Annotated in this window: 21 protein-coding genes; 8 read left to right on the forward strand and 13 right to left on the reverse strand. The window is 63.7% G+C overall.

All coding sequences use genetic code 11. From position 1 onward, the window contains the following. Positions 1-137: 137 nt before the first annotated feature. From WGH93_RS09390 to WGH93_RS09420, 7 genes are all read right to left on the reverse strand, one after another. Entirely contained in the window at positions 138-2,525 is a 2,388-nt protein-coding gene (locus WGH93_RS09390; RefSeq protein WP_374764623.1) for a hybrid sensor histidine kinase/response regulator, read from the reverse strand. Between the two features lie 9 nt (positions 2,526-2,534). Then, entirely contained in the window at positions 2,535-3,617 is a 1,083-nt protein-coding gene (gene flhB / locus WGH93_RS09395; RefSeq protein ID WP_374764624.1) for a flagellar biosynthesis protein FlhB, read from the reverse strand. Positions 3,618-3,647: 30 nt separating this feature from the next. After that, a complete protein-coding gene (fliR, locus tag WGH93_RS09400) occupies positions 3,648-4,406 on the reverse strand; it encodes a flagellar biosynthetic protein FliR (RefSeq protein WP_374764625.1) in 759 nt (252 codons plus the stop codon). 2 nt (positions 4,407-4,408) lie between these two features. Next, the gene (gene fliQ, locus WGH93_RS09405; protein WP_374764626.1) at positions 4,409-4,678 is read right to left on the reverse strand and encodes a flagellar biosynthesis protein FliQ; all 270 of its coding nucleotides are present in this window, start codon (positions 4,676-4,678) and stop codon (positions 4,409-4,411) included. Between the two features lie 246 nt (positions 4,679-4,924). Continuing rightward, positions 4,925-5,242, reverse strand: coding sequence for a flagellar hook-basal body complex protein FliE (fliE, locus tag WGH93_RS09410; RefSeq protein WP_374764627.1), 318 nt, complete (start codon positions 5,240-5,242; stop codon positions 4,925-4,927). 54 nt (positions 5,243-5,296) lie between these two features. Then, complete coding sequence (gene flgC / locus WGH93_RS09415; RefSeq protein WP_374764628.1) at positions 5,297-5,704, reverse strand: flagellar basal body rod protein FlgC; 408 nt, start codon at positions 5,702-5,704, stop codon at positions 5,297-5,299. Between the two features lie 67 nt (positions 5,705-5,771). Beyond that, positions 5,772-6,188 carry a flagellar basal body protein gene (locus tag WGH93_RS09420; RefSeq protein WP_374764629.1) on the reverse strand — a complete coding sequence of 139 codons (417 nt, stop codon included), beginning with the start codon at positions 6,186-6,188 and terminating at the stop codon, positions 5,772-5,774. A 222-nt stretch (positions 6,189-6,410) separates the two neighbouring features. Here WGH93_RS09420 and WGH93_RS09425 point away from each other — a divergent pair, with 222 nt between their 5' ends. The 3 genes from WGH93_RS09425 to fliP all read left to right on the forward strand — a co-directional run bounded on the left by WGH93_RS09425 (position 6,411) and on the right by fliP (position 7,919). Beyond that, positions 6,411-6,758 (forward strand): EscU/YscU/HrcU family type III secretion system export apparatus switch protein, encoded by a 348-nt coding sequence (locus tag WGH93_RS09425; RefSeq protein ID WP_374764630.1) that lies wholly within the window; start codon positions 6,411-6,413, stop codon positions 6,756-6,758. Beyond that, the gene (locus WGH93_RS09430; RefSeq protein ID WP_374764631.1) at positions 6,751-7,071 is read left to right on the forward strand and encodes a FliO/MopB family protein; all 321 of its coding nucleotides are present in this window, start codon (positions 6,751-6,753) and stop codon (positions 7,069-7,071) included. Before WGH93_RS09425 ends, WGH93_RS09430 begins: the two co-directional genes overlap by 8 nt. Positions 7,072-7,187: 116 nt before the next feature. Continuing rightward, complete coding sequence (gene fliP / locus WGH93_RS09435) at positions 7,188-7,919, forward strand: flagellar type III secretion system pore protein FliP (protein ID WP_374764680.1); 732 nt, start codon at positions 7,188-7,190, stop codon at positions 7,917-7,919. A gap of 10 nt (positions 7,920-7,929) precedes the next feature. On the opposite strand, the gene WGH93_RS09440 is transcribed toward fliP, so the two are convergent. The 4 genes from WGH93_RS09440 to WGH93_RS09455 all read right to left on the reverse strand — a co-directional run bounded on the left by WGH93_RS09440 (position 7,930) and on the right by WGH93_RS09455 (position 13,906). Further along, positions 7,930-9,063 carry an SMP-30/gluconolactonase/LRE family protein gene (locus WGH93_RS09440; RefSeq protein ID WP_374764632.1) on the reverse strand — a complete coding sequence of 378 codons (1,134 nt, stop codon included), beginning with the start codon at positions 9,061-9,063 and terminating at the stop codon, positions 7,930-7,932. Positions 9,064-9,145: 82 nt separating this feature from the next. After that, positions 9,146-10,729: a peptide chain release factor 3 gene (locus tag WGH93_RS09445; RefSeq protein WP_374764633.1), complete on the reverse strand. Its 1,584-nt coding sequence runs from the start codon at positions 10,727-10,729 to the stop codon at positions 9,146-9,148. 255 nt (positions 10,730-10,984) lie between these two features. Further along, the gene (phaP, locus tag WGH93_RS09450) at positions 10,985-11,449 is read right to left on the reverse strand and encodes a TIGR01841 family phasin (RefSeq protein WP_374764634.1); all 465 of its coding nucleotides are present in this window, start codon (positions 11,447-11,449) and stop codon (positions 10,985-10,987) included. Positions 11,450-11,707: 258 nt separating this feature from the next. Beyond that, complete coding sequence (locus WGH93_RS09455) at positions 11,708-13,906, reverse strand: S9 family peptidase (RefSeq protein WP_374764635.1); 2,199 nt, start codon at positions 13,904-13,906, stop codon at positions 11,708-11,710. Positions 13,907-14,238: 332 nt separating this feature from the next. Between WGH93_RS09455 and WGH93_RS09460 the strand changes: the two genes are divergently transcribed. The 3 genes from WGH93_RS09460 to WGH93_RS09470 all read left to right on the forward strand — a co-directional run bounded on the left by WGH93_RS09460 (position 14,239) and on the right by WGH93_RS09470 (position 17,712). Then, positions 14,239-15,096 (forward strand): alpha/beta fold hydrolase, encoded by an 858-nt coding sequence (locus tag WGH93_RS09460; protein ID WP_374764636.1) that lies wholly within the window; start codon positions 14,239-14,241, stop codon positions 15,094-15,096. A 79-nt stretch (positions 15,097-15,175) separates the two neighbouring features. Then, positions 15,176-16,408, forward strand: a complete 1,233-nt coding sequence (locus tag WGH93_RS09465; protein WP_374764637.1) for a threonine ammonia-lyase — start codon at positions 15,176-15,178, stop codon at positions 16,406-16,408. Between the two features lie 227 nt (positions 16,409-16,635). Further along, complete coding sequence (locus WGH93_RS09470) at positions 16,636-17,712, forward strand: hypothetical protein (protein ID WP_374764638.1); 1,077 nt, start codon at positions 16,636-16,638, stop codon at positions 17,710-17,712. A gap of 7 nt (positions 17,713-17,719) precedes the next feature. Here the strand turns inward: WGH93_RS09470 and recG are convergent, their stop codons facing one another. Further along, the gene (gene recG / locus WGH93_RS09475) at positions 17,720-19,894 is read right to left on the reverse strand and encodes an ATP-dependent DNA helicase RecG (protein WP_374764681.1); all 2,175 of its coding nucleotides are present in this window, start codon (positions 19,892-19,894) and stop codon (positions 17,720-17,722) included. Between recG and WGH93_RS09480 the strand changes: the two genes are divergently transcribed. Next, positions 19,893-20,207 carry an FAD assembly factor SdhE gene (locus tag WGH93_RS09480; protein ID WP_374764639.1) on the forward strand — a complete coding sequence of 105 codons (315 nt, stop codon included), beginning with the start codon at positions 19,893-19,895 and terminating at the stop codon, positions 20,205-20,207. The genes recG and WGH93_RS09480 overlap by 2 nt on opposite strands. A gap of 44 nt (positions 20,208-20,251) precedes the next feature. Then, complete coding sequence (gene mfd / locus WGH93_RS09485) at positions 20,252-23,758, forward strand: transcription-repair coupling factor (protein ID WP_374764640.1); 3,507 nt, start codon at positions 20,252-20,254, stop codon at positions 23,756-23,758. Positions 23,759-24,346: 588 nt separating this feature from the next. On the opposite strand, the gene WGH93_RS09490 is transcribed toward mfd, so the two are convergent. Further along, positions 24,347-24,988: a DsbA family oxidoreductase gene (locus WGH93_RS09490; RefSeq protein WP_374764641.1), complete on the reverse strand. Its 642-nt coding sequence runs from the start codon at positions 24,986-24,988 to the stop codon at positions 24,347-24,349. Positions 24,989-25,071 lie beyond the last annotated feature (83 nt).

The following is a 25,071-nucleotide window of genomic DNA, read 5'->3' on the forward strand; positions in this document are numbered from 1 at the left end:
CCTTATTCCATAGGCAAAAGCACCGTTCAACGGGTCATTTGTACGATATTTGTTCTATATTGCAATAGGGAAATTCCTGATTTGTTCTTATCAGGTCGAAAAAGCGTTCCCGAACAAGGCCACCCAACGGGGCAATGTCAGGGCGAGAGGGTTTTCTTGACCTCTTCGGCCAGGCTTTTCAGGGAGAACGGCTTGCCAAGGAAGCGCACATCGTCCCCTTCCAGGGATTTGCGCAGCATGTCTTCCGCATAACCCGATATGAAAATCACCGGCGGACGGGGGCCTTGCGCGCCGATCGCCTCCATCAAGGCCGGGCCATCCATGCCGGGCATCACCACATCACTGATGATCAGGTCCACGGCGCCCTCCGCGTCCTGATACAATTCCAGCGCGGTTTCGGCGGAATCGGCCTCCATCACCTGATATCCCTTGTTGGCCAGGGCGCGGGCGGCGAACAGGCGCACGGCGGTCTCATCCTCCACCAGCAGAATGGTGCCCTTGCCGGTCAGGTCGCGCTGACGTTCCTGTGCGTCGTCATGCCCCTCACCGTCGGGGGCATCGTCCGTATCGCCCTCATGGGCGCGGAACAGCAGCGTGAAGGTGGTGCCCGCATCCGGGCTGGAATCAAGAAAGACGAACCCGCCGGTCTGCTTGACAATACCGTAAACGGTGGCAAGGCCGAGCCCGGTCCCCTGCCCCAACTGCTTGGTGGTGAAGAAGGGCTCGAACACCTTGGCCTGAATATCCTCCGGGATGCCCACGCCGCTGTCGCGGATGGTCAGCTTCAGATAATGGCCCGGCGGCACCTCGGGATGAGCGGCGAAAACGGCGTCACCGGGGGCCACCGCGACGGTACGGATCGACAGTCGCCCGCCATCCGGCATGGCGTCGCGGGCATTGACCGCCAGATTGACAATCACCTGCTCGAACTGGCCCTGATCCACCCGGATCGGCGGCAGCTCCCGCCCATGCTGTACGTCCAGCTCGATCGGCTCCCCGATCAGGCGGCGCAGCAGGGCGCTCAGCTCCGCCAGCACATCGGTCACATAGATCACTCTGGGCCGCAGCGTCTGCTGCCGTGACAGCGCCAGCAACTGGCGCACCAGATTGGCGGCCCGGTTGGCATTCTGGCGAATCTGGATGATGTCGGAAAAGGACGGGTCCCCCGCCCCGTGCCGGGACAGCAGCAGATCGCAAAAACCCAGTATGGCGGTCAGCAGATTGTTGAAATCATGCGCCACGCCGCCCGCGAGCTGCCCCACCGCCTGCATTTTCTGCGCCTGAACGAACTGCTGCTCAAAGGATTTTTCCTGGCTTGCATCGGCCAGATACAGGGCGGCAGCCACATCCCCGGAATGTTGAAGACCGGCCACATGGAGCCGGGCGGGTGCGCCGTCCACCGCCAGATGCACGTCCACCGGTGCATCGGGCGCCGCGCCATTGATGGCCGCCTCCAGCCGATCCCGCATCAGGCCACGGTCCTCCGGGACGATGACCGCCTCCGCCGCCAGGCGCCCCTCACCGCCATCCCCCTCACTCAGGCGTTCAAAGCGGGCATTGGCCCTGATCACGGCGCCTTCACCGTCCAGCAGCGCCATGGCAATGGGGGCCTGATCCAGCAACAGGGTAAGAGCGGACTCGTCCAGCGCGGCCATGCTGGGCAGCGACCGCGCCCCGCGCGCATCCCGAACCAGCGCCAGGCTGCCAAACATTTCCCCCTTTCGCCTGACGGGCAAGGGCGTGGTGGCCACCGTCACCGGCATGACGCTGCCATCGGCACAGGCGAGTGACCCGTTTTCACCGGACAGGGTCAGCCCCTGAGGCGCCGCCCCGTCGCCGTGAAGCCCCAGCCAGCGACGCAACACGGTGTTCAGATACACGGGCCGCCCGGCAGGGTCCAGCACCGCCGCACCGATCGACAGGGCTTCCAGCGCCGGGCCGACGCCGTACATGAGGTCGCCCATCTCCCGCTCAAGCCGCGGCGCGGGATCACGGGTGCTGATCTGCCATATCAGGTGGCGGCTCGTGCGCTCCACCGTCAGGGTCACGGGGCCGACAGGCGTGCGTTCCAGCGTTCTGTCCACCGCATCCCGGCCCCGAATGGCGGCAATCAGTGCCGACGCCTGCTCCGGCCCCAGCGCATCCGCCAGACCGGCGCGGTTGCCGCCACACAGCGTATCGAAGCGACTGTTGGAGGCGACGCGAACCCCGTCCATATCGGTGACCAGAACACACCGGCGCGACATGGCCGTAAGCCGCAGCACCAGCCGGATATCCCGCTGCACGGCGGGCGGGGCCACCGCGCCGCCATTGCCCTGCCGGAAATGATCCCAAAGGGCGAGCGCCCCACCGCCCGCCATGACAAGTACAGCGGGCAGCAGCGCCGATGTCATTCCGGCCAGAAACAGCCCCAGGGCAAAGGCCACCACCGCCGCCACAAGGGCCAGTGCCGCGATACGAACGGGCCGGGCGAGGCCGCCAAAGCCATTGGGTGGGTCGGAATGCTGCTGCGGCAGGCGCGACATTGGCGCCCCCTAACCCGCGGCGCGCCGGCGCCCGCCAGCGGCCTTGTTCATGCGCATCACATAGCCGATCACTTCGGCCACGGCCTTGTAGTGCTCCGGCGGCACTTCTTCATCCAGATCGACGGATGCGAACAGCGCCCGCGCCAGCGGCGGGTTTTCCAGCACGGGGATGCCATGTTCCTCTGCCGTTTCGCGGATGCGCAGGGCCACTTCCTCCGTCCCCTTGGCGATCACCTTGGGCACATCCATGGTGCCATGCTTGTATTCCAGCGCCACGGCGAAGTGGGTGGGGTTGGTCACCACCACGTCCGCATTGGGCACGCTGGCCATCATACGTTGCTGGCCCCGTTCCGCGCGGATCTGGGCCAGTTTCTTCTTGACCTCCGGGCTGCCTTCCTGCTGCTTGCGCTCGTCCTTCACCTCCTGCTTCGTCATCTTCATCTTTTCGTGGTAGCTGTGCTTCTGATAAGCGATATCGATGGCGGCCACGATGGTGACCACCAGTGTCACCCCGATCAGAACCCGCACCACCATGATGAAGATGACCTCCACGGTCTCCTCTATGGGCACCATGACCAGCGTGTCCAGCCGGTCCCGCTCCGGCCAGACAATCAACAGAACGGTGAAGCCCACAGCGGCGAATTTCAGAAGGGTTTTCAGCAGCTCGATCAGGCTCTGGGTGCCGAAAATCTTTTTCAGCCCCTTGGCCGGGCTCATATTGCTGAGCTTGGGTTTGAGCTTTTCATTGGTGAAAACGACGGGGTTCTGGACCCGGCTGCCCAGAAACCCCGCCAGCATCAACACGCTGAACGGCACCGCCATGAGCACGCCCACCTCGGAAATCAGCCCGATTATGGGTGGCATTATCCCCGTGGTGCCCTGCGAAATACCGTGAATCTGCTCCATATAGACGGACAATATGTCCCGAAGCGATCCGGCAAACCACGGGGCGGCAATGGCCATAAGGAAGGTGACGACGATCAGCATGACCCAGGTTTTCACTTCCTGGCTAACGGCCATGTCGCCCTTTTCCTTGGCGTCATCCAGCTTTTTGGAGGTGGGCTCCTCTGTTTTTTCCTCGTCGTCCGCCATGGTGTTCCCGCGTGCGCGCCTTAAGGGCCATCAGCCCATGAACCCCAGAAACATCTGCCGCACATGGTCCAGATATACTCGCATGATGGTGCCAACCACCAGCGACAACAGGGTGAAGCCTACCAGAATATTCATGGGCATGGCGATAAAGAAGATCTGAAGCGATGGCGACAGGCGCGCCACCAGGCCAAGGCCCGTGTTGAAGATCAGGGCATAGACCATGAAGGGCGAGGCCATCTGGATGCCCAGATAAAACGCATCGGACACGAAGCCGATCATGACACCGGCAAAATCCGCCACCATCAGCTCCGAACCGGCGGGAAACTTCGTATAGCTTTCCACCATGCCCAGGATCAGCACATGGTGCAGGTCGGTCACGAAAATCAGCGCCGTGGCGATCAGGGTCAGCAGGGTGGCCACGGTGGCCGACTGGGTTCCCTGGGACGGGTCGAAACTCTGTGCCGCGGCAAGGCCCGTATTGAAGGCGATCACCGTGCCCGCCACATGGCTTGCCGAGACCAGCACGCGGGCGGCATAGGCCACCATGCTGCCCAGCAACAGTTCCCGCAGCATCAGCGCCCCCAGCCCAAAGGGCGAGGCCGGCATATCCGGCAGGTGGGCCTGCACCGACAGATAGACCGGCAGGCTGATGACCATGGCAAGGGTGGTTCGGATGCGGGTGGGGATGCTGCGGTCGCCAAGGGCGGGCATGATCAGCGCCATCGGCAACATGCGCACCAGAACCAGAAGATAGCCGAAAGCCTCGGCGGGCAGCACATCTCCCAGCATGATCACCCCCCGCCGGTAACGATCTTGTCGGCGATCCGGTCCATGAAACTGCCAAGAAGCTGCCCCATGCGCGGCAGAAGCAGGGTCAGCCCAAGGAACACCGCAATGATCTTCGGCACGAAGGTCAGGGTCATTTCCTGCAATTGGGTCATGGCCTGGAACAGCGCGATGATAAGGCCGGTGCCCAGCGCGATGGCCATGATCGGCCCCGCCACCGACAAAAGCGTGGTCAGCGCATCCCGCGCCACATCCAGAACTTCAGGGCCGGTCATTGGCTGGTTCCCGTCACTGTTAACCGGTCGGGCGCGCGGCCCGCGAGTGGTGCATCGCCCGGCAGTCTGCCCGCGCTTTCAAGCGGCTGTCAATCAACGCACCGGCAGAACCGGGCAACATTGGCCCATGCACGGCAAAAAGCACCCCCCACGGCAAAGTATGCCGGGTGCAAAGGCGCGCCGATGATGGTGATAGACGCCGTTTCCCGAACCAGGCCCTGGCGGGAACCGGCGTGCCGACAGGCCCTAAATGGGCATCCGCATGATCCGGTTATAGCTTTCCAGAATCTTGTCCCGCACGCGCACCACCGTATTGACGGTATTTTCCGCGTCCGAGACCGCCGTGACCACATCCACAAGATTGCCTTCGCCGCGCACCGCCTGCGCCGAGGCGGTTTCCGCCCGCTCGCTGGTGTCGCGCACATTCTTCAGGCTGTCTTCCAGCAGTTGGGTGAAGCCGGATTGCCCCTCGCCCGCGGCGTCGGCCTTGTCCGCCCCGCCGCTCTGAAGTGCCTGGGACGCGCGGGCATAGGCACTGGCAGCGTCGAAATTCTTGATGTCCATGTGTCACACCTTTCCGGGCCCGCGGCCAAGAGGGCAGGCCCGTTTCACCACGCCCTAACGCAGCAGTTCGACCGTCTGGGTCGCCATCCGGCGCGCGCTTTCCATGGCGTTCAGATTGGAACGGTAGGAGCGCTGCGCCTGCTGCATGTCCATCATTTCCACCATGCTGTTCACATTGGTGGTCTTGATATAACCGTCCGCATCGGCAGCCGGATTGCCCGGATCGTATTTCTTGCCGAAGTCGCTCTGATCATGAACCACCCGATCCGATTTCACAAGGGTCACCTCGCTGGCGCGGTCCAGTTCCGCCTTGAACGTGATCAGCTTGCGCCGATAGGGATCGCCGCCCGGCTCGGACGCCTGCGTGCCCGCATTGGCAAGATTTTCCGAGATGACCCGCATCCGGGTGCTTTGGGCTTTCAGGCCCGATGCGGATGCCATCATTGACTGTTTCAGGTCCATTGTTCGTCTCCTTGGCTCAGGCGGTCAGTGTTCATTCCGGGCGGGCTGGCGGTCATCCGGCCTGTGTTCAGGCCCTGCCCAGGGCGGCTGACAGAATATCCCTGTTCTTCTTGTACAGATTGGCCACCATGCCGTAATTCATCTGATTGTCCGCCAGCTTGATCATCTCGTCCTCCAGCACGACGGCATTGCCATCCGGCGTCACTTCGGTGTCGGCCTCGCGCGCTTCGGGCACCCGCTGATCGCGGCCACCGGCCCCGGCGGCGCCGCGTGCGCCGGCACTGGATGCCGGGCGACCGGCATCATCGGTGCGGCTGGCCAGCTTTTCCACCATGCCGCCGAAAGACTGACCGGGCATTTCCTTGGCGTGATAACCGGGGGTATCCGCATTGGCCACATTCTCGGCGATGGTCTGCTGATTGGCGGTCAGCCAGATCATGCGCTCCTTCAGCGCCGACATCACACTCAGATCCTGCATACTCATTCTGTCACCCTTCCCTTGCCGATGGGGTCGTTCTCAGCCCCGACACCGTGGTCGGATGAATGATATGCAATCATGGTGCCAGTTTAAGAGCGCCACACCGCAAGTCCCCCCTTGCAAAAGCCGGCCCTTTCCGCCTTCACTGGGGGCATGGGCAATGATCACACCAGCAACCGGGATGCCCCTGAACATGGGGCCGGGTCAGCGCCAAGGCGGGCGGTGGCGGTGTCCGGTGATAGCGCCGCTGGCGGGCCCCGTGTCACGGCCACCGGTGAAGGCGCGCTGGCGGAACGGATTCTGGATATCGCCTTCGCCAATGGTGTAAAGGTACGCGAAGATGCGGCCCTGGTGGACATTCTCTCCACGCTTGAGGTGGACAGCCCCATTCCGCTGGAAGCACTGACGGCTGTATCCATGGTGCTGGAACGGGTTTACCGCGCGAACCAGGAGGCCAGCGGCGACCATGGCGCCACGACGGTCAGCGTCGGCACCGGCGCGCGCCCCGATGCGGTGGAAGGCGTGTACCGCCATGCCCCGGCACAGCCCCGGCTTGAAGGAAACGGCGATGGATGACAGCAGCTATGTGGTGGATATCCTGAGCGCGCTCAGCGTGCTGCTGATACTGCTTGGGGTGCTGTTCGGCGGTGCGTGGCTGGTGCGCCGCTTCAATCTGGTTCCGGGCGTTCCCCTTGGCCCGCGCGGCCAATCGCGGGAAGTGGAGGTTCTGGAAACCCGCGCGCTGGACCCGCGCAACCGCCTTGTGCTTGTGCGCTGGCGGGGGCACCGTTATCTTCTTGCCGTCGGTCAGGAAGGCAGCCGCCTGATCGATCGCACGCCAGCCGATACCGGCGGCACCTTTCAGGACCAGTTGAGTGACCCGTCATGACCGCGAAATTCTCCCCTGCGTCCACGCCCGACTATGGCCAGATCGCCGATGATGCCCGGCGTGGTCTGCGACAGGCCCTGAAATGGGCGCTGCCCGTGGCCGGGGCGCTCGCGATCATGGCCGTCATGGTGGTGGCCCTCAGCCAGCCCGGCGCGGCCCAGTCGGTTAATCTGGATCTTGGCGAATCCGGCACGCTCACGGGGCGCGTGGTCCAACTCATCCTGCTGATCACGGTGATTTCACTGGCGCCCAGCATGTTGATCATGGTCACCAGCTTCGTGCGCATGGTGATCGTGTTCTCCATCCTGCGCAACGCCATGGGCACGCAAAGCTCCCCCCCCAACATGGTGATGATATCGCTGGCCTTTTTCCTGACCCTCTATGTCATGGCGCCGGTGTTCGACCGGGTCTGGGAAAACGCCATCGACCCGCTGATCAAGGAAGAGATCGACGAGTTCGATGCCTATGAACGCGCCCGCGGGCCGTTGCACGGCTTCATGATGAGCCAGGTACGCGAAAACGATCTGAAGCTGTTCATGGATCTGGGCAATGTCCCGAATGAAACGGTGGAAAACCCGGAAGACATTTCCATGGCCACGCTGATCCCGGCCTTCATGATCAGTGAAATCCGGCGCGGTTTCGAAATCGGCTTCCTGATCTATGTGCCTTTTCTGGTGCTGGACATGGTGATCGCCTCGGTCCTGATGAGCATGGGCATGATGATGCTGCCCCCGGTGATGGTTTCCATGCCGTTCAAGCTGATCTTTTTCGTGCTGGTGGACGGCTGGAATCTGCTGGCGGGCTCGCTGGTGCGCAGCTTCGGCACCATACCGCCGCCCACACCCTGACCGGCATCCCCTACCGGGCCGCATCCACAGCCAGGGCCGGGCGCGGTATCCGGGCGATATGGGGGCTGTCCAGCGTACCCAGAAACAGCATTCCGCCTCTTTCCTCCACCGATGTCACATGGTGCAGGTGGCTGCCGTCCGGGTCGTCCAGGCTGGCCATCACGGCGGCGCCATCGGCGGCGACCGTCAGCCCCAGCACATGGCCGGAACGCACCGGCGCCGGGGCCAGCCAGTCCGGCAACAGGGTGGTGATGCGCTTCAATACGGGGTAAGGATGCATCCGATCCAGCAGGGCATTGCGCGGCGCGAACAGCGCCACCCAATAAACGCCCCCTGCCCCACGGGAAACACCATCGGGAAAGCCGGGCAGATTGTCCGCCACGATCCGGCTTTCGCCCGCACGCGGCCCGGACAGGAAAAGCTGGCGCAGGCGATAGCGCCCGGTTTCCACCACCAGCACCGAAGACCCGTCATCGGCCACGGCCACGCCATTGGCGAAATGCAGGCCGGAAAGCAGCACCCGCACGGCCCGTTCCGCCGGGTCATACGCCAGCAGGCGCCCGGTGCCGCGCCCCTCAATGATGTCCAGCCGCGACTGGCCAATGGTAAAGCGGGCGCTGGCATCGCTTACATATATCCGGCCATCCGGCCCCACCGCCACATCGTCCGCGAAATGCAGGTGGGCCGCATCCGCCGCGCCAGCCGGGATCAAGGTGTCCACCATCGCCGCGTCCGGGGAAAACGGCTGACGCACGCGCAGCAGGCCGCGACCGGCATCGGCCACGATCAGGCTGCCGTCCGCCGCCCAGTCCAGCCCCAAGGGGCGGCCACCCCGCCCCAGCAATGTATGCAGGCGACGGCCATCGGGGGCCATCACCAGCAGGCGGCCATCATCCAGCCCGGTGATCATGCGCCCGTCATGCCACACGGCCACGTCTTCGCCGCCCACACCGTCGCCCAGGGGCAGGCGCTCGGCGCCATCCAGTTCATTATTGCGGGTCAGGGCGCCCGTCAGGGCCGGCGCGGCGGGTGCGCGCCAGGCCACCGGGCTGATCGGGGCGGGCACCAGAAAGGCCAGAACGCCGAAGAATCCCGCCACCACCAGCAGCAGCCCCAGCACCACACGCAGCCATGTCGAACCCATGTTCGCCCCCTCCTCATGATGATCCCTGTCATGACAGCACCCGAAAACGGCGCCGGGATCAAGGGGAACGACGCAACAGGCCCTATACCACCTCTTCCTTGGCTTTCAGGAAGTGCAATTCGGGGAAGTCATCCATGGCCTTGTCGAGATGCCACTGATTGCGCGCCAGATAGACCGGCGCGCCGGTATGATCATGGGCCAGCGCGGTGCGGTTGCGCTCCTCGAATTTTTTCAGAACGGCCTTGTCGCCCTCCACCCACTGGGCGGTCATCAGGCTGGTGGGCTCGAACGTGACCGGCACCTGATATTCGGTGCGGATGCGATCCGCCAGCACGTCGAATTGCAGGGCGCCCACCACGCCCACCACCCAATCGCTGCTCATCAGCGGCTTGAACACGCGGGCCGCGCCCTCCTCGGCCAGTTGCTCCAGCGCGCGGCCCAGATGCTTGGCCTTCATGGGGTCATCGGCGCGCACGGTCTGCAACAGTTCCGGCGCGAAGCTGGGCACGCCTTTGAAGCGGATGTCCTCGCTCTCGCTCAGCGTGTCGCCAATGCGCAGATTGCCATGGTTGGGGATGCCGATAATATCGCCGGGATAGGCTTCTTCCGCCACTTCACGGTCCCGGGCCAGGAACAGCAGCGCATTATGGATCGCCATGGTCTTGCCATTGCGCACATGCTTCAGCTTGATCCCCTTGCGGAAACGCCCCGAAGCCAGGCGCAGAAAGGCGATGCGATCCCGGTGGCGCGGGTCCATGTTCGCCTGAATCTTGAAGACGAAGCCGGAAACCTTCTCCTCCTCCGGCCTCACCTCGCGGGTGACGGCGGGCGCGGGCTTCGGCGACGGGGCGAAATCCCCCAGTCCACGCAGAATTTCCTGCACGCCAAAATTATTGATCGCCGAACCGAAAAACACCGGCGTCAGCGTGCCATCCAGATAGGCTTGCGGGTCCCACGAAGCGCAGGCGCCCCGCACCAGTTCCACCTCCGAGCGCAACTGTTCCACCGCATAATCGGGCAGCAAGTCATCCAGCTTGGGATCGTCCAGCCCGCTGCACTTGATACCTTCCTTGATCTCGTCGCCCTTGGAGCGGTCGAACAGGATCAGTTGGTCGTTCAACAGATCATAGCAGCCGCGGAAATCCCGCCCCATGCCGATGGGCCAGCTTGCCGGGCACACGTCCAGCGCCAGGCTTTCCTCCACCTCGTCCAGCAGTTCCAGGGGGTCGCGGGCTTCACGGTCCATCTTGTTGATGAAGGTGGTAATGGGCATGTCGCGCAGGCGGCACACTTCAAACAGCTTGCGGGTCTGGGTCTCGATCCCCTTGGCCGCATCCAGCACCATCACGGCACTGTCCACCGCGCTGAGCGTGCGATAGGTGTCCTCCGAAAAGTCCTCGTGGCCCGGCGTGTCCAGCAGGTTGAAGGTGTGCCCCTCGAACTCGAAGGTCATCACAGACGAGGAGACGGAAATGCCCCGTTCCTGCTCCACCTTCATCCAGTCCGACCGGGCGCGGCGCCGCTCCCCACGGGCCTTCACTTCCCCGGCAAGCTGAATGGCGCCGCCGAACAGAAGCAGTTTTTCGGTCAGCGTGGTCTTGCCCGCGTCCGGGTGTGAAATGATGGCGAAGGTGCGCCGCTTGCGGATTTCCTCGGCAAGGCCCATGGGATATTCCCTTACTTGTCTGGTCAGGCTGGCGCGCGGCCAGATGGGCGCGACCCTAGCGATCCGAACCACAAATGCAAGGGGGGAAGCCCGCCTGCCATACCCGGTGAGCGCTGGTTCCGCACCACGCCCCGAACATGAAAAGCCCGCCGCCCTGGGGAGAAGGCGGCGGGCAAGCGCTTAATGGACGAGCGGGCCCCTCAGGAGTTGAGGGAGGGGAGGGAGGGAGACCCCTGAGGCCCCGCCACCGTCACATTACTTCGCTGCGCTTTTCAGATCTTCAACGCACTCGCTGTAGCGCTTTTGCAGAACGGACACGGCCTTCTGGTTGGCGTCCACAGCGGCATCATTGGCTTCACGCAGAGCCTTCAGGTTCTTCTTGAACAGATCCTGGCTCTTCTTGAAGGTTTCGTTGATGCCATCTTCCGGTGTCTTGGTGGAGAACACGCTGGAAGCGTCTTCGCTGAACTGGCTCATATTGTCCTTGGCCAGGTCCACCTGCTTCTGGGCCACCGTCTTGATGCCTTCAAAGGCGAGGCGGCTGGCTTCAGCGGATGCTTCCATGTTCTTGCGACCGAAGTCGAACATGGTGGAAGCGTCAAAGCTCGGCGCCGAGAAAAACTCGGAGAAGGCTTCGAAATTCTTTTTCATGTCATCCGCAACCTTGGTGGCATTGTCAGTTGCGGTGCTCTTGGTGCTTTTCGTGCTGGTAGTGGTCATTTTTCAGTTCCCTTGGTGTCCGGGTTGTCAGTCAAAAAGACGGTTTTCCAACCGGGCCCGTCTGTTCTTCTGACCGCCCGAAGCCATTTGCAGGGTTCGGGGGACTTTCGGGCCGACGATGTCAGCTTATGCTGCACCGCACTCTCTGATGTCGGTTGTACCGGCACCGCAGCATTTTGTCAAGCTTTTTTGTGCAGTGCACACAAGAAAGGGATGCGCCGACACCCCTTTCTCAAGCCTTTGTTTTAACTAACCTTATCAATCCCGTTTCAAGGTTTCCTCAAAATGATCCAGCATTTTTTTGAACAGATGGGCCCGTGCGGCCTCACCCCGTATGCCATGTTTTTTACCCGGATAGGTCATCAGGTCAAAGGGCCTGCCCTGCGCCTGAAGATGATGCATCAGCACCACGCTGTGATCGAAGAACACATTGTCGTCCGCCATGCCGTGGATCAGCAGCAGGCCGCCTTCATAGCCGCCCAGATGGGTCAGCACATTGCCCCGCTCATAGGCGGCCCTGGCCCGCTCCGGGTGGCCCATATAGCGCTCGGTATAGCCGGTATCGTACAGGTGCCAGTCTGTCACCGGCGCCACACTGACCCCCGCCTTGAAGGTTTCCGCGCCCTGAGTCAGGGCCATCAGGGTCATATAGCCGCCATATGACCAGCCCCAGAAGCCGATCCGCTCCCCATTCACATAAGGCAGGGTCTGCAAATGGGCGGCGCCGGTAAGCTGGTCCCGGATTTCCACGGTGCCCATGGCCTTGTATATGGCATCCTCGAACGCCTTGCCCCGGTTCCACATGCCGCGATTGTCCAGAATGAAGACGATATATCCCCGGCGGGCGAGAATCTGGTTCATGTCCAAAAGCCATTCCCGCCGCGCTTCCTGCCCGTGCGGCCCGCCATAGGGGTTGAACACCACCGGATAACGCGGCCCGTCATAGGGCTCGCCCGAGTCCAGCGCCTTTGCAAGCGCGGGCGGCAGGATCATGCGGTAATGCAGGCGGGTGCCGTCCGAGGCGGCCACCGTTCCGAACCGGCTGGGGGCGTGGTCCGCCAGATAGGGGCCGTAAGGGTGATCGCCGTCCAGTCCGTTGCGGGAAATCCACCCCGCCCGGCTGCCATCGGCCAGTTCACGCACCGATATGCGCGGCGGCTGATCGGGCGCGCTGAACCGGTCCACATAAACGCCGTCACCCACCTGCGGCGCGTGCCAGCCGGACTCGCGGCTGATTCGCACCACCTCGCCACCATCCAGCGGCACGCGGTACAGATGCTGTTCCAGCGGCGTATCCATCCAGCCGACGAAATAGACCTGCCCCGCCGCTTCATCCACGCGGGCCACATGGTCCACCACCCAGTCACCCTGGGTCAGCGGGGTCAGCGCGCCTTCGGCATCGGCCCGGTAAACATGGCGGTACCCGCTGCGTTCACTGGTCCAGACAAAGCCGCCCGACTCCAGAAATGTGAGATCGTCGGTCACATTGACCCATGTATCCGCCGTTTCGCTGAGCAGGGTCCGGGTGCCGCCGGACAGGTCCCGCCTGATCAGGTCAAGCCGCGTCTGGTCCCGATTCAGCGCCTGATAGGTCAGCGCGTCGGCGCCGGGCAGCCAGTCCACCCGCGCCAGATAGCCGTCGTCGAATACCTGCTCGAACCAGCGCGGCGCCCCGCCGGACAGCGCCACCACCCCAAGCCGCACACTGGCATTGGCCGTGCCCGCCTGCGGGTAGCGCTGCTCAATGCTGGTAACACCGCCGTCGGGGCCGAGTTCATAGCGTTCCTTCACCATGACGGGGCTTTCATCCACCGCCGTCACGGCAATGTGGCGCTCATCCGGCGCCCACCAATAACCGGTACGACGAGCGAATTCCTCCTGCGCGATGAACTCCGCCGTGCCGTGGCTGAGCGTTTCGCTGGCGCCCCGTGTCAGCCGCGTTTCCGCGCCGTCCGCCACCGCGACGGCATACAGATCCCCGTCCCGGATGAAGGACACATAAGTACCCTTGGGGGAAAAGCGGATGTCCGTCTCGAACGCCTCGCTGTGGGTCAGCCGCTTCGGCGTGCCGGTTTCCCCTTCCCCCACGGGCAGAACGAACACATCGCCGTCCAGCGGAAATACCAGCATGGTGCCGTCATGGTTCCAGTCATAGGAAACGATGCCCCGCTTGCCGGTAAGCGTGCGGTCCCGCTCCCGCCGGGCTTTCTCCTCTTCCGACAGGGCGCGTTCCGCACCGTCGATCAGGGTGGCGGAATCCACCAGCCTGCGCGCCGCGCCCGCGTCCCGGTCAAAGGCCCAAAGGTCCAGCACGCTCTGGTCGCTTTCCTTGCCGCGCAGAAAGGTGATGCGCCCGCCATCGGGCGACAGCTTCAGCCCCTGCACCTGTGGCCCGGACAGCGACGGACTCGCCACCAGCCGGTCAATGGTCAGATCATCGGCGCTGGCCGCGGTCATGTGGTTCCCCTGTGTAATGACGCCCGAAATCATGAAGATGAAGGCTGAAAGCCCTGCCCGCACAGGGCCCTTGAAGCGATGCGTCGCCATGAATGATGCTCCCCCTGATGGTATGTCATGCGACGCGCGCACGCGGCGCCGCCCCTGACAGCTTCCTATCAGATGCACGCCACAGACGGTAGGCCCAACAGCGCCCCGCGCGCCCTGCCGCTTGCACTTGGCGATCAAAGCTGCCAACGTCTCGCGCCGCGAAAAGACGGGAAAGGTCTTGAAGGAACAGGCGTGCGGACTGACCACGGACCCGCTTGAGAAGACCGCAGGAAGGATGACCCATGGCGCATTTCGACGAGGCCAGCTTCACCAACAGCGACGGGCTTTCGCTGCATTATCGGGACTACAACATGCCGCCCTCGCCCAACACGGTGATCTGCCTGCCGGGCCTGACCCGCAACGCGCGGGACTTCGAGGCACTGGCGGAGCGCCTGTCGGAGCGCGCCCGCGTCATCTGCCCGGACATGCGGGGCCGCGGCGGCAGCCAGTGGGACCCCAGGCCCGAACGCTATGCCCCGCCCACCTATGTGGCGGACATTCGGGAACTGATGGCGCATCTGAGCATCGGCCAGGCCCATTTCGTGGGCACGTCGCTGGGCGGAATCCTGACCATGATCACCGCCGCCACGTCGCCGGGTGTGGTGCAGACCGCCATTTTGAACGACATCGGCCCCCATATCGAGCCGGCGGGCATCCAGCGCATCCAGTCCTATGTGGGCAAGGTGGAAGGCGTGAAAGACTGGGATGCCGCCGTACAAGCCTGCAAGACCATGATGGCGGACGCCTACCCCACCTTCGACGATGACGACTGGCGCGATTTCGCCCGCTCGATCTTCGCGGAACGGGATGGCGGCCCGGTGCTGGACTATGACCCCGCCATCGCCGAGAATCTGAACGCCGACAGCAGCGAGGTGCTGCCCGACCTGTGGCCCGTGTTCGAGGCCCTGACCGGCATCCCCACCCTGGCGCTGCGGGGGGAGCTGTCGGACATTCTGTCCGCCGAGACACTGGCGGCGATGGAACGCGGCCACCCCCGGCTCACCGCCGTGACGGTACCCGATGTGGGCCACGCCCCCACATTGAAGGAACCCGCCAGCGTGGCCGCGATCGAGCAGTTTCTGGAACCCCACCTGAAATAAACCGGGGCTGGACAGGCCCGCCCCCCTGTGGCAACAGCCAAGCCAGTCTTTTACCCACCTTAACCAGGACCCGAAAACCATGGCGAGCGATCAGACCAAGCCGACCCTGCCCATCAATGCGGACGATGTGAAAGCCGCCGCCGGGAGCATTCAGGGCGCGGTGAAGCGCACGCCCACCACCCAGTCCACCACCCTGTCGGAGATCACCGGGGCGGACATCTATCTGAAATTCGAGATTTTCCAGTTCACCGCCGCCTATAAGGAACGGGGCGCGCTGAACAAGCTGCTGTCCCTGCCGGCGGATACCAGCGGGGTTGTGGCCATGTCCGCGGGCAATCACGCCCAGGGCATCAGCTATCACGCCGCCCGGCTGGGCATTCCGGCCACCATCGTCATGCCCGAAGGCACCCCCTTCAACAAGGTGAAGCGCACCGAGGAACTGGGCGCGCGCGTGGTGCTGGCCGGTGCCAATATCGAAGACGCCACCAAGGCCGCACTGGACCTGGCGGAGCAGGAAAACCTGACCTTCGTGCACCCGTTCGACGACCCCATGGTGATGGCCGGGCAAGGCACGGTGGGGCTGGAAATGCTGGCGGACGTGCCGGACCTGGACACGCTGGTGGTGCCCATTGGCGGCGGCGGGCTGATTTCCGGCATCGCCACCATCGCCAAGGCCATCAACCCGGATATCCGCATTGTCGGCGTGCAGACGGAAGCCTTCCCCTCCATGAAGGAGGCGATCGAGGGCACGTCGCTGCACGGCTCGCACATCACCATCGCCGAAGGCATCGCCGTGGCCAATCCGGGCCAGAACACCCGCAAGGTGGTGAAAGCCCTGGTGGATGAAATTCTGGTGGTGCCGGAAAGCCGGATCGAAGCCGCCATCGTGATGCTGATGGAAATCGAAAAGGTGGTGGTGGAAGGCGCCGGGGCCATCGGGCTGGCCGCCGTGATGACCTATCCCGAACGCTTCCGGGGCCGCAAGGTGGGCACGGTGCTGTGCGGCGGCAATATCGACAGCCGTTTGCTCGCCTCCGCCATCATGCGCGGCATGGCGCGGGACGGGCGGCTGTCCCGCCTGCGCATCACCATGCTGGATCAGCCGGGCAATCTGGCCAAGGTGACGGACGTGGTGGCCCGCGTGGGCGCCAATGTGATCGAGGTGAAACACCAGCGCGAATTCGGCGCCATCTCCCTGAAAATGACGGAAATGGAACTGGTGGTGGAAACCAAGGACCGCGAACACGCCGACCGCCTCGTCACCGTCCTGGAGGAAGAAGGCTTCCAGGTCTCACTGGCGAAGACGGTTTAGCGCCCCTGAAAGCACTATCGTTAGCGCATATATGCCAAGGCCCCCTTTTGGATTCCTGGGGCCGGATAGCAGGACCACCGCCGCCCGCAATCGCCGCAAGACGGCATCGAAACTGTAGGGGATAGATTTCCCCCTTGTGTTTCCGGTATCATTAAATCAACCTCAGATTTTATAGCGCCTTCTACAAGCCGGGTGCTGGCTGTCGCTTGTTTCATCGGGGGTTGATCATGGGCATGGGTATATACTTCAAAACCATTCTGGGCCGACTTGAAAGCACGCTATTTTCCGCCCCGACCCTGTTGATGGCATTTGCGCTGCTGTGCTTGTCCGTCCCCGCCAGTGCCAGCATTCCGGGGCGGGAGGCATCCTGCAAATATGACGGTTTTTACCGAGCGGAAACCATGGTGGAGCGGTCGCCGGACATTGCCCCCTATCTGGACGGCGAAATGCGCCCCTATCTGCGCCAAGCCCTTTTGTCGCAGCGGGACTTTCATCATTTGCTGGGATATTATTACCTGAAGGGCAATGTGGCGCTGCTGACCAAGCTGCTGGACCATTTCATCGAATACCGGCCAGCCTATGATTATCAGGCCTATTATCCCCGCCATGTGGTGTTCCTGTTCGCAGCCGCCGATCTGGCGGGCCACCTGCCCACCCTGCGCTTTCTGGACGGGCTGTTTCTGGACGAACTCAAAGTTCCAAGCACCATAAAGATTGCCTGGCTATTTAATGGGCTGCCCTATTCGGAAGACAGCTTCGAAGACTATCTGAACATGCGGATTTTATTGCTGTCCGGTCAGCCCTGGCAGGATATTGAGCGGCGTGTGCAATACACCCCCCTTATGTCACTGGTCTCCGACTTCTATCCAATCCGTGAAAAACTGGATAATGATATTTTCGACCGGGAAAAGATAGCCGCCCGCTATTATCAGCATTTCGCAAAAGCGACATTCCTTCACGCTACCCGCATGGCGGCGGAGGGAAACCTTTTCAAGTTCGGCAGTGATCGGGTCACTTACAAGATTGAGGAATACTTCCAGAAGCGCCTGGACCAGTTCTGGGGCAACGCCTACAACAATTTAAACAGGGCCATTCATGAGGCCGATAAAAGCTGCTCTCCACGATTGAAGGCCTTTTATGTACGGGTCCATGAAAACATACCCCATATGCCCCCGGACAAACGGGCATATATCCGCGAAAAATACGACATATCGGATGCCCCCGCCGAAGACCTGGAAGCGCTCGCCGCCGCCTATGCCAGGCAGTTCTTTACCCGCAAAGACCGGGAATACCGCTCCTATTAGCCGCGCCCTAACCGCTTTGCATCAGGCGGATGCCCTCGTCGCGCTCGAACAGATAGAGGGCGAGGCGCAGCGCCTGGCCGCGGGGGCTGTCCAGCGTGGGGTCCGTGGCGACAATGCGGCGGGCGTCGTCGCGGGCCATTTCGATCAGGTCCGTATGGGCGGCCAGATCCACAAGCTGGAAATCCGGCAGGCCGCTCTGGCGGGTGCCCAGCACCTCCCCCGCGCCGCGCAGGCGCAGGTCTTCCTCCGCGATCAGGAAGCCGTCCTCCGTTTCCCGCATCACGTTCAGGCGGGATTTGGCCACATCGCTGATATCGTCGGCGCGGATCAGCAGGCAGGTGGACTTGCCGCTGCCCCGCCCCACGCGGCCCCTGAGCTGGTGCAGTTGGGCCAGGCCGAAGCGCTCCGCCTGCTCGATCACCATGATGGTGGCCTCCGGCACGTCCACGCCCACCTCGATCACCGTGGTGGCCACCAGTATCTGCGCCTCCCCGGACTGAAAGCGCGCCATGGCGGCGTCTTTTTCCTCCCCCTTCATGCGGCCATGCACCAGCGCCACCCGATCCCCGAAGCGGGCCTGAAGATCGGCGAACCGCTCTTCCGCCGCGGCCAGATCGCTGGTCTCGGATTCCGCCACCAGCGGGCACACCCAGTAAGCCCGCGCCCCGTCCGCGATCTTTCGGGACAGCGCATCCATCACATCGCCCAGCCTTTCCTGTGGCAGAACGCGGGTATCGATGGGCTGGCGCCCCGGCGGCTTTTCCCGAATGCGGGACACATCCAGATCGCCATAAGCGGTCAGTGTCAGCGTGCGGGGAATGGGGGTGGCTGTCATCACCAGCGTATCCACCCCGCGCGTGGCCTTGCGGGCCAGTTTCAGGCGCTGCTGCACGCCGAAACGGTGCTGTTCGTCGATCACCGCAAGGCCCAGGTCCCGGAATGTCACCGCGTCCTGTATCAGCGCATGGGTGCCCACCAGCACATCGATCCGCCCGGCGGCCAGATCGCGCAGGATCGCTTCCCGCGCGCGGCCCTTCACCCGCCCGGTGAGCAGCGCCATGCGCATGTCCGCCGCGCCAAGCAGGGGTGTGAGGCTTTCAAGGTGCTGCCGCGCGAGGATTTCCGTAGGCGCGATCAGCGCCGCCTGCGCGCCCGCCTCCACCGCCAGCGCCATGGACAGCGCGGCCACCACGGTCTTGCCGCTGCCCACATCCCCCTGCAACAACCGCAGCATGGCGTGCGGGCCTTCCATGTCCGCCACGATTTCGGACAGCGCCTTTTGCTGGTCACCGGTCAGGCTGTAGGGTAGCGCCCGGAAAATGGCGCCGCGCCGGTTGCCATCGCCCATCAGCGCCCGCCCCCGGCGACGGCGGGACCGTTCCCGCGCCAGGGCCAGCGCAAGCTGGGTGGCCAGCAATTCGTCAAAGGCGAGGCGCCGCCGGGCCGGGCTGTCCGCCAGCACGTCATCGGGGCTTTCAGGCTGATGCAGGCTGACCAGCGCGGCACGGAAAGCGGGCCAGCCTTCGCGCTTCAGCAAGGCCGGGTCCTGCCATTCGTCCAGGTCCGGCACGCTGTCCAGCGCGGCGCGGATGGCCTTCATCAACCCCTTGTTGCTCAGCCCCCTGGTCAGCGGATAAACCGGCTCCAGCGCGGGCATTGTGTTCGCCGCCTCAAGGGGAAGGATGTAATCCGGGTGGCTCATCTGCGGCCGGCCCTGATAGCGTTCCAGCCTGCCGGATACGAGCCGGGTGGACCCTTCGGGCAACTGCCCCTCGATCCAGGCGCGGGAGCCATGAAAAAATACCAGCGACAAAAAGCCGCCCGCATCCTGTACGGTGACCCGGTGCGGCTGTCGGCGATTGGCGGGGGGCGTGTGCTGTAAAACGGTCACTTCCAGCGTGACCACCGCGCCTTCCCGCGCGGTCTGGCTGTCGGCGCCGGGGCGGCGATCCACCAGCGAGGCGGGCATGTGAAACAGCACATCCTTCACCGCGGGACCGGCCAGCGCCTCCACCGCCTGACGGGAGCGCTTGCCGATGCCGGGCAGAGATTCTATATCGGCGAAGTACTGGAACAGGGCTTCCGGGCGCATGGCGGCTTTCCGTCTTCTGGCCTTTTCTTTGCGGGGCGGCGTTCGGGGGCATCCTAGCTGTGCATGGTGACAATTGGAAAGGCCGGAAATGACAGAGCGCGACCGCCCCAAGGCATATGACCCGCACGGCGAACTGGACCTGGAAAACCGGCGGCGCCGCCTGTTGTTCCGGGCGTGGCACCGCGGCATCAAGGAAATGGACCTGATCTTCGGCAATTTCATCCAGAGCCGCATGGAAAGCCTGAGCCACGAGGACTGCGCCTGGTTCGAGCGCCTGTTCGAGGAAAACGATCATCAGGTGATGAACTGGGTCACCAGCAAGGAAGACCCGCCTCAAGCCTATGCCGGGCCAATGATGGACGCCCTGCGCCAGCTTGATTTCATGACCCTGAAAGCGCGCTGACGCGCCCGCTGCCATAACAAGACACAGAACAGAACGGAGCCTGCATGTCGCTTGATGCCCTGATCAACGCGGAACACCCGCTGACCGTAGCCGGTGTTCCCGGCGGGTTCGATGCCTGGCTTCTGACCCGCGCGGCGGCCGAGGCCCATAACAGGCTGAAAAAGCCGGTGCTGCACATCACCCGCGATGACCGGGCGCTGTCGGCCCTGATCGGCCAGGTGGCCTTTTTCGATCCGGCCCTGACCGTGCTGGATTTCCCGGCCTGGGATTGCCTGCCCTATGACCGGGTGAGCCCGCAGGCAGACATTACCGCCCGACGAATGGAAACCCTGAGCCGACTGGCGGCGGGCGTGAAAGGCCCCGCCCTGATCCTGACCACGGTGAACGCCGTGCTGCAACGGGTGCCGCCGAAGGAATGGGTGGCCGCCGCCAGCCTGGGCCTGGCGCCCGGCGACCAGACCGACATGACCGCCCTGACCGACCGCCTGCATGAGGCGGGCTACAGCCGCAGCGATCAGGTGATGGAACCGGGCGAATATGCCGTGCGCGGCGGCCTGCTGGACCTGTACCCCACCGGCGCCGAAGAACCGGTGCGGCTGGACTTTTTCGGCGACGAGCTGGACAGCATCCGCCGCTTCGACCCGCTGAGCCAGCGCACCACCGGCAGGCAGGATCGGGTCAATCTGAAACCGGCGGCGGAATTTTCGCTGGACCCGGAGTCCCGGCAGCGCTTCCAGCGCGCCTATGTGAACACCTTTGGCCCCGCCAAGGGGGAAGACCCGCTGTTCGAAGCGGTGGGCCAGGGCCGCGCACTACAGGGGGCGGAACACTGGCTGCCCTTTTTCCATGACCGCATGGACAGCCTGTTCGACTATGTGGACAGCCCGGTGCTGACCATGGACCATCAGGCCGACATCGCGGCGGACGAACGGCTGAAAGCGGTTCAGGACCATTTCGAGGCACGGCAAACCGTGCTGGCCATGATCCGGGAAGGCAAGGACACCACATCGCCCCTGTACAAACCCTGCCCGCCCGGCCTGCTGTTTCTGACCGGGCAGGAATGGGAAAGCCGCCTGCTGGACCTGAACGCCCGCCACTTCAGCCCGAACAACGAGCCGGAGAACGAAACCACCATCACCATGAAGGCGCGCCGGGGCCGGGATTTCGCGCCGGAACGCAATGACAGGGCGATCAATATATATGACGCGGTGCGCGCCCATGTGGTGGATCTGCGCAAGGCCGGCAGGCGCGTGGTCTTCGCCTGCACCAGCGCGGGCGCCGCACAGCGCATGGAAACCGTGCTCAAGGACCACGGCGTGGCCCCCATCGCCTTCGCGGAAAGCTGGGCCGCCATCCGGCGGGAGACGAAATCCCTGTCCGCCGTTACCGTGCTGCCCGCGGATGCCGGGTTCGAGACCGACGATCTGGCGCTTTTGACCGAACAGGACATTCTGGGCGACCGGCTGGTGCGCAAGGTACGTCGCCAGCGCAGGGCCGACAATTTCCTGTCCGAGGCCAGCGCCCTTTCACCGGGCGATCTGGTGGTGCACACCCAGCACGGCATTGGCCGGTTCGACCGGCTGGAAGCGGTGGAAGTCAACGGCGCCGCCCATGATTGCCTGGCGCTGGTCTATCATGGCGGCGACCGGCTGTTCGTACCGGTGGAGAACATCGAGGTGCTGTCCCGCTATGGCGGGGAGACCACCGAGGCCCAGTTGGACAAGCTGGGCGGTGTGGCCTGGCAGGCGCGCAAGGCGAAAATGAAGGAGCGCATCCGCGAAATGGCGGATCAGCTCATCAAGCTGGCGGCCCAGCGGGAAATGCGCGAAGGCACCCGCATCGCCCCGCCGGAAGGGCTTTACGAGGAATTCGCCGCCCGCTTCCCCTTTGAGGAGACGGACGATCAGTTGCGCGCCATTTCGGATGTGGCGGGCGATCTGGCAAGCGGCCGCCCCATGGACCGGCTGATCTGCGGCGATGTGGGCTTCGGCAAGACGGAAGTGGCGCTGCGCGCCGCCTTTCTGGCGGTGATGGCCGGGCATCAGGTGGCGGTGATCGCCCCCACCACCCTGCTCGCCCGCCAGCATTATCAAACCTTCGAGGAACGCTTCCGCGACCTGCCGGTGAAGGTGGCGCAGCTATCGCGGCTGGTCAGCCAGAAGAACGCCAAGGCCACCCGCGCGGAACTGGCGGACGGCACGGCGGACATCGTAATCGGCACCCATGCGCTGCTGGGCAAGGGCATCAGCTTCCGCGATCTGGGCCTGTTGATCGTGGACGAGGAACAGCATTTCGGCGTCGCCCACAAGGAACGGCTGAAGGAACTGAAGGCGGACGTGCACGTACTGACCATGACGGCCACGCCCATTCCGCGCACCCTGCAAATGGCCATGAGCGGCATCCGCGACCTGTCCATCATCGCCACGCCCCCGGTGGATCGGCTGGCCGTGCGCACTTTTGTGCTGCCCTTCGACCCGGTGGTGGTGCGGGAAGCCCTGCTGCGGGAGCATTTCCGCGGCGGCCAGAGCTTCTATGTGTGCCCCTATGTGGCCGACCTTCAGGAAGCCGCCACCTTCCTGAAAGATCATGTGCCGGAAGTGAAATTCACCATCGCCCACGGCCAGATGCCCGCCCGCGAGATCGAGGACGTGATGACCGCCTTTTACGAAGGGCGCTTTGATGTGCTGCTGTCCACCACCATCATTGAAAGCGGCATCGACATTCCCACCGCCAACACCATGGTGGTGCACCGCTCCGACCGCTTCGGGCTGGCCCAGCTATACCAGCTCAGGGGGCGCGTGGGCCGGGCCAAAATGCGGGCCTATGCCTATCTGACCGTGCCGCCGCGCAAGGCGCTGAGCGAAAACGCGGACAAGCGCCTTCAGGTGCTTCAAACCCTGGACACGCTGGGCGCGGGCTTCAATCTGGCCAGCCATGACATGGACATTCGCGGCGCCGGCAACCTGCTGGGCGAGGAACAAAGCGGCCATGTGCGCGAGGTGGGCGTGGAACTCTATCAGAAGATGCTGGAAGAAGCGGTCAGTGAAGCCCGCGCGGGTGGCGCCGATGACAGCCTGGCCGAGGACTGGTCGCCGCAGATCAATGTGGGGGCCACGGTGATGATCCCGGAAAGCTATGTGCCGGACCTGAACACCCGTATGGCGCTCTATCGCAGACTGGCGGACCTGACCACGCGCGAAGATGTGGATGCCTTCGCCGCGGAGTTGATCGACCGGTTCGGCCCCCTGCCCGGCGCGGTAAAGCAGCTTGCCCATGTGATGATCATCAAGGGCCACTGCAAACGGGCGGGAATCGAAAAGCTGGAAGCCGGGCCGAAGGGCATGACCATCAGCTTTTACAAGGACAGTTTCCCCAACCCCGCGGGGCTGGTGGACTTCATCTCCCGCACCGGCGCCACGGCCAAGCTGAAGCCGGATCACAAGCTGGTCTATCTGGCCCGCATGGAATCGGTGGTGCAACGCCTGAAATCCGTCAATGCGGTGGTCAAGCAGTTGGCGAGTCTGGCGGAAAAGGCCCCGGAAAATGCCTGACCCTGCGGGGGAATCGCACTGGTCGTCCCGACTGCATGAAGGTGGTCACACAAATGTGATCCGAAGGACCGGATCATCGGCGCGACACACCAAACCACAGATTTGCAACGCATTTTTCCCGGCATGTTGAACCGCATTCCGCATTGCAATCTGCAAACGTTTGCAAAAGTCGCTGTCGCCACCTTGACGTTTACCTTTTGGAAAGGGAGTCTCGCTACCGTCCAGTTGACGGCGCCGGGATCGTTTCGGGTGGTTTTGAGGCCCCGGCGGCTGTCACGGAATACCGGGCCGGGCTTTTAGCCCGGTTGGCGTGGGGTCCAGGGTTGCGTTCAGTTTCAAGGTGTTACAAGTCGCGCATCTTGCCCAGGCCAGTACGGTTATCCGAAGGCCGGGTGCTACATGATCAATATTGCATGTGGTGTGTTGGGGTTCCCCCCTGCTTTCGGATTTCAGGGTGATCAGGGTTACGAGTTGTTCTGAGTGATCACCCTTCCCTTGAACGGGGGCCGGGCATGTCCCAAGGTGTATCGAGTACCCGTCCGGCCCTCGTTTCTCTTTTTCCCGAAATTTCGCGTGCCACCGCCCCGATCAGGCTTCGCCCGCCACCTGTGGCGCCAGCCGGTCCATCACCTGCATCAGCACCTCCGGCGCCTGCGCCCCGGATACGCCCGCCTGCCGGTTGAACACATAATAGGGCACGCCGGTCACGCCCATCTGCCGGGCGGCCATCGCTTCTTCCTCGATCATCGCCTTGTCCCGGTCACTGGCCAGCAGGTCCGCCACCAGCGCCCGGTCCATGCCCGCATCCCCGGCCACGTCCGCAAGCAGGGCATGATCCCCGATGAAGCGCGCCTCTTCGAAATACAGGCTCATCAGCCGATCCGCCACCGCCGCCTGCACCCCGGCGGACAGGGCCCAGCGAATCAGGCGGTGGGCATCCAGGCTGTTGGCGATCCGCACCGGCGTGGTGAAATCGAATGCAATGCCCGCTTCGGCGCCGATGCGGGTCAGTTGGGCGCGCATCTGGTCAAGCTCCGGCCCGTCGCCGAACTTGGCGCGGTAGGCGGCGTCCCGGTCCACGCCGTCTTCCGGCGTGTTGGGGTTGAGCTGATAGGGCCTGTAGCGCACCGCCTGCACCAGGCCGGGCCGGGCGGCCATGGCCCGGTCCAGATGGCGTTTGCCCACAAAGCACCAGGGGCAGACCACATCGATCACCACATCCACATTCATTGCACGGCCTCCTTCCAGGCAGCAGGTTAACAGGGGCGGTTCTGGCGCGAAAGGGCGGGCTGTGCTATGCTGGCCGCCCATGT

It is taken from the genome of Yunchengibacter salinarum (assembly GCF_037658235.1).
Classification (GTDB): Bacteria; Pseudomonadota; Alphaproteobacteria; order Sphingomonadales; family Kordiimonadaceae; genus Yunchengibacter; species Yunchengibacter salinarum.

Excerpts from the sequence above, each read along its gene's own strand:
- mfd (WP_374764640.1), top strand. The coding sequence starts at position 20,252 with ATGTCGCTTGATGCCCTGATCAACGCGGAACACCCGCTGACCGTAGCC.
- WGH93_RS09420 (WP_374764629.1), bottom strand. The coding sequence starts at position 6,188 with ATGAGTATGCAGGATCTGAGTGTGATGTCGGCGCTGAAGGAGCGCATG.
- fliE (WP_374764627.1), bottom strand. The coding sequence starts at position 5,242 with ATGGACATCAAGAATTTCGACGCTGCCAGTGCCTATGCCCGCGCGTCC.
- phaP (WP_374764634.1), bottom strand. The coding sequence starts at position 11,449 with ATGACCACTACCAGCACGAAAAGCACCAAGAGCACCGCAACTGACAAT.
- WGH93_RS09455 (WP_374764635.1), bottom strand. The coding sequence starts at position 13,906 with ATGACCGCGGCCAGCGCCGATGATCTGACCATTGACCGGCTGGTGGCG.
- fliQ (WP_374764626.1), bottom strand. The coding sequence starts at position 4,678 with ATGACCGGCCCTGAAGTTCTGGATGTGGCGCGGGATGCGCTGACCACG.
- fliP (WP_374764680.1), top strand. The coding sequence starts at position 7,188 with ATGGCCGTCATGGTGGTGGCCCTCAGCCAGCCCGGCGCGGCCCAGTCG.
- WGH93_RS09430 (WP_374764631.1), top strand. The coding sequence starts at position 6,751 with ATGGATGACAGCAGCTATGTGGTGGATATCCTGAGCGCGCTCAGCGTG.
- WGH93_RS09390 (WP_374764623.1), bottom strand. The coding sequence starts at position 2,525 with ATGTCGCGCCTGCCGCAGCAGCATTCCGACCCACCCAATGGCTTTGGC.
- WGH93_RS09440 (WP_374764632.1), bottom strand. The coding sequence starts at position 9,063 with ATGGGTTCGACATGGCTGCGTGTGGTGCTGGGGCTGCTGCTGGTGGTG.
- WGH93_RS09490 (WP_374764641.1), bottom strand. The coding sequence starts at position 24,988 with ATGAATGTGGATGTGGTGATCGATGTGGTCTGCCCCTGGTGCTTTGTG.
- flgC (WP_374764628.1), bottom strand. The coding sequence starts at position 5,704 with ATGGACCTGAAACAGTCAATGATGGCATCCGCATCGGGCCTGAAAGCC.
- WGH93_RS09480 (WP_374764639.1), top strand. The coding sequence starts at position 19,893 with ATGACAGAGCGCGACCGCCCCAAGGCATATGACCCGCACGGCGAACTG.
- fliR (WP_374764625.1), bottom strand. The coding sequence starts at position 4,406 with ATGCTGGGAGATGTGCTGCCCGCCGAGGCTTTCGGCTATCTTCTGGTT.
- WGH93_RS09460 (WP_374764636.1), top strand. The coding sequence starts at position 14,239 with ATGGCGCATTTCGACGAGGCCAGCTTCACCAACAGCGACGGGCTTTCG.
- flhB (WP_374764624.1), bottom strand. The coding sequence starts at position 3,617 with ATGGCGGACGACGAGGAAAAAACAGAGGAGCCCACCTCCAAAAAGCTG.
- WGH93_RS09465 (WP_374764637.1), top strand. The coding sequence starts at position 15,176 with ATGGCGAGCGATCAGACCAAGCCGACCCTGCCCATCAATGCGGACGAT.
- WGH93_RS09445 (WP_374764633.1), bottom strand. The coding sequence starts at position 10,729 with ATGGGCCTTGCCGAGGAAATCCGCAAGCGGCGCACCTTCGCCATCATT.
- WGH93_RS09470 (WP_374764638.1), top strand. The coding sequence starts at position 16,636 with ATGGGCATGGGTATATACTTCAAAACCATTCTGGGCCGACTTGAAAGC.